The sequence below is a fragment of the Streptomyces sp. NPDC047880 genome, assembly GCF_040706515.1.
GTDB lineage: Bacteria > Actinomycetota > Actinomycetes > Streptomycetales > Streptomycetaceae > Streptomyces.
The window spans coordinates 1-3,467 of record NZ_JBEZOK010000058.1; the positions used below are offsets into that span (position 1 = coordinate 1).

Annotated in this window: 4 protein-coding genes; all 4 read right to left on the reverse strand. The window is 70.9% G+C overall.

The window, feature by feature from the left end:
* Window positions 1–234 precede the first annotated feature (234 nt).
* Entirely contained in the window at window positions 235–519 is a 285-nt protein-coding gene (locus AB0937_RS38415) for a hypothetical protein (protein ID WP_164351152.1), read from the reverse strand.
* A 75-nt stretch (window positions 520–594) separates the two neighbouring features.
* Window positions 595–1,071, reverse strand: coding sequence for a hypothetical protein (locus AB0937_RS38420; protein WP_366718843.1), 477 nt, complete (start codon window positions 1,069–1,071; stop codon window positions 595–597).
* A gap of 526 nt (window positions 1,072–1,597) precedes the next feature.
* Entirely contained in the window at window positions 1,598–2,656 is a 1,059-nt protein-coding gene (locus AB0937_RS38425) for an ArdC-like ssDNA-binding domain-containing protein (protein ID WP_164347816.1), read from the reverse strand.
* Window positions 2,657–2,837: 181 nt separating this feature from the next.
* A complete protein-coding gene (locus AB0937_RS38430) occupies window positions 2,838–3,320 on the reverse strand; it encodes a hypothetical protein (RefSeq protein WP_164347818.1) in 483 nt (160 codons plus the stop codon).
* Window positions 3,321–3,467: the final 147 nt, after the last annotated feature.

Here is a 3,467-nt window from a genome sequence, read left to right on the forward strand (position 1 = left end):
GAGCGCCCCTCGCAACCCGGCCCCCCGGGCCGGGTGCCCCACGACGGCGCCGCGCGGCGACCTCGACCACCACGGCGCGACCGTCGCCCCCCGGCGGTGCGGAACCCGCTCGGGGCGCGGCCGGCCCCACCACCGACGGCAGGCCGGCGCCCCCGCCGCACCCGGAGCGCGGCCCCCCGGGCCCGGTCTACCGGCCGGACACGGGGAGGGCGGCGAGAGCGGGTTGAATGTCGGTTACGGGCAGGTGCATCCCTTCGGGGTGAGCCGGAAGACTTCCGGCGGGGTGAAGTAGTCGCCGCGTGCCATGTTGGCGGCGAAGGTGAACAGAGGGGTGACGTAGTCGCCGCGGGCGGCAGCGTCCTCGGTGTCGGCGTGCCAGAACACGCGACCGTCCTCGATGCGGTCAATGGTGCAGCGGTTGGTCTTGCCGGTGCAGCGATTCATAGGGGCGTGGACGAAGGTCCAGCCGACCTGCGGCCGGGGCCAGCTCGGGTGAGGGGCGAGCGTCGCGGTGCTCATGGTCCGTACCTCCGGTGAGTGGGTTTCGAGGGGTCCGGGGGCGGCGGTGCCATCCGCCGCCCCCGGTGGGTGGGGTCAGTGCTGGCGCTGGCTGTTGTAGGCGGCCTCAACGACCCGGCTGACCTGGGTGAGCACGTGGGTGCTGACTCCGGCGATCGTGGTGCGGAGGAGTCGCGCCCCGGCCAGACCGGCCGCGCGGCCCGGCGGGAAGCCGAACCGGTTGCGGTTGGCCTCGTAGGCGTTCGCAACGGTGGTCAATGCGCGGTCGGTGGTGAAGCGGTCCGTGAGGAACTGCACCGGAAGTCCGGCCATGACCGGGCGGACGACGTCGGTCGTGGCGGAGACGATGAAGTCGATCATCTGGGCCAGTTCGATGGTCTCGGGATCGGTGACGGAGTTGATCACTTCCCAGACGGTTCCGGGGTACTCGCGGTGCCGTTCGGTCGCGGGGACCTCGGCGATGATCTTGCCGCCTTCGAACACGGTGATCGTGGTCTCCGTGAGTTCGGCGGTGCGGCGGCCGTCTGCGGTGCGGAAGTTCGAGAGGATCATTGCCCTGCCTCCGTGGTGCGGGTTTCGAGTGGTTCTCGTTGTCCGGGGCGCCACCCCCTTCCAACAAGTACAACATTACCAGTGTTGGACCGGAAACGGAAGCGGAAAAGGGGGTCTGACCAGGGTTTTTCTCGGATTTCTCGCGGTGCCGCGCGTGCCCTCCGGGCCGGGCCGACCCCCCTCCTTGCCAGCCGCTTTTCAGCACCACGGCACCAGGGCCGGCCGGGCGACGGCCGGTCACGTAAACCGCCCAGGGATGCCGCTCCCCCGGGCCGGCCTGCACCTCGGCGCCGGGGCCGGCCACCGGCGCCGGGGGAGCGCGAGGGGGCGGCGCGAGAGCGCCCCTCGCACCCGGCCCCCGGCCGGGTGGCGCACTGCGGCGATGCGTACCGGCCGTGAGCGCCCACGGCGCGGTCGTCGCCCATGTCGGGGCGGGTCGCTGCGGTGCGCGGCGACCCGCCCCCGGGGCGACCGGTCGTCGCCTCCGCCGCGCCGGGGGGAGGGAGTCCCTCCCCCCGGCTTCGGGTCACCCCTGGGCGGGGGCGGCCTCCAGGGCGGCGCTCACCGGCTGGGCCTGTTCGCGCTGCTGGTCGGCCTCGATCATCTCGGCACGCTCCGCCTGGTAGGCGGCGTGGGCCGCCTCCTCTGCCACGCGGGCCGCCTCGGCCTCGTCGTCCGCCGGGGCAGTGGTGGCCAGGATCGCGCGGGCGGCGCGGAGGACGGTTTCGCTGGCGGCGGCGAGCGTCGCCCGTACTTCCTCGGCGGTCCGGCCTGCCCAATCCGCGATGTACGGGACGGAGGTTAGGGCGGCGTCCAGCCCGGCCGCCCCGGCCACGATGTACGCGACGGATTCGGCCTCACACTCCATGCGGCCCCGGTGCCTGCGGTACTCGTCAAGGTCCGCGACGTGTCCGCACTCGATGTGTCCGACTTCGTGGGCGAGCGTGATCACGCGGTGTGCCTCGGGGTCGTCCTCCTTGATGCCGACTACGCGGGTCTTGGGGTCGGTGTATCCGTCCTCGCCCCTGGTGGGCTCCAGGCGGACGGAGTAGCCGTGCACCTTCTCCGCGTGGTGGGTGAGGCGTTCCCACAGTTCGGCCGGGGCCTCGCCGGTCACCTTCACGCCGAGCGCGTAGGCGGCCTCCGGCGTCTCCTCCGGGGCGGTCTCCTCGTCGGGGTCGGTCTGGCTGATGTCGAACACCGGCACGGTCTTGAAGATGACGCGCTTCTGTTCCTGGCCGTTCTCGTCAAGGACGGGGTTACCGTCCTTGTCCTTCTTCTTGACCGTCATGGGGGCGAAGATCCGCAGCCCCTTTTCCCCCTTGCGGACGTGGCGGCCGTGCTCCTTCCACTGCTTGAAGCTCCGGACCTGGGTGGCGTGCGGGCACTGGGCCAGGATCAGCAGCATGTTGTTGACGGAGTAGCGGCCGAGGTTGGCGACGGTGGCGCGGAGCATCGCCTTCCACCCGTCGGCGGAGACCAGGGACGCAATCGCGTCGTTCAGCTGCTCGTGGAGGGCGGCTACCTCGGCCTCGCGCTCCTCGGCGGACTTGGTGGAGCGGCGGCGCGTCGTCTTGGTGGCCATTTCGGTGCCTCTCTTGCGGTGCGGTTTCGAGGTTGTCGGTCGGGGTGCCACCCCCTCCCAACAAGTACAACATTACCAGAGTTGAACCTGATTTGGAAGCCGATAGGGGGCCTGACCAGGGATTTTTTGATCCGGCCCCCTGGGGGCGGCCGGGGCGCTGACCGCGCCCCGGCCGTTCGGGTCACGCCTTGGCGGCGGCCTTCGCCTTGCGCTTGGCCTTCACCTTGCGCAGCTTCAGGGGGCGGCCGGGCTCCGCCTCCTCGACCAGTCCGGGAACGTCGTACGCGCAGATGCTGAGCACGTCGCCGAGGTCGGCCAGAAGGCGGCGGGGCGTCCCGCGCCGGTTCCCGAACCCTCGGGAGTAGTGGACGCGACCGCCGCGCTCCGTCATGGCGTCGGAGTACCACACCGCCTCGCCAATGAGGCGGCTAGCCATGATGGTCACGGGGCGCTGACGCGGGCTCGTCTGGATCGTGAGCCGGGCAACCAGCCCGACCGAAACCCCCGCCTCGCTGATCACCTCGGCGCGCTCCACCGTGTCCACCGTGACGCGGTAGCTGATCGCCAGACCGGACTCCGGGTGACGCGTGTTGATGACGATCGGCTCGGGGGTCTCGCTGGCCTTCGCGGCGGCGGGGCGGGAGTTGCGGGCCTTGACGTTCATGTCCAGCACCTTTCGGCGGGTTTCGAGTGGTCCTCGTTGTCCGGGGTGCCATCCCCTTCCAACAAGGACAACATTACCAGTGTTGGGCCGGAAACGGAAGCCGAAAAGGGGGTCTGACCAGGGTTTTTCTCGAATTTCTCGCGGTGT

What these genes read in the sequence shown, in the direction of transcription:
- AB0937_RS38415 (WP_164351152.1), bottom strand. Translation starts at nt 519, where the DNA reads ATGAGCACCGCGACGCTCGCCCCTCACCCGAGCTGGCCCCGGCCGCAG.
- AB0937_RS38420 (WP_366718843.1), bottom strand. Translation starts at nt 1,071, where the DNA reads ATGATCCTCTCGAACTTCCGCACCGCAGACGGCCGCCGCACCGCCGAA.
- AB0937_RS38425 (WP_164347816.1), bottom strand. Translation starts at nt 2,656, where the DNA reads ATGGCCACCAAGACGACGCGCCGCCGCTCCACCAAGTCCGCCGAGGAG.
- AB0937_RS38430 (WP_164347818.1), bottom strand. Translation starts at nt 3,320, where the DNA reads ATGAACGTCAAGGCCCGCAACTCCCGCCCCGCCGCCGCGAAGGCCAGC.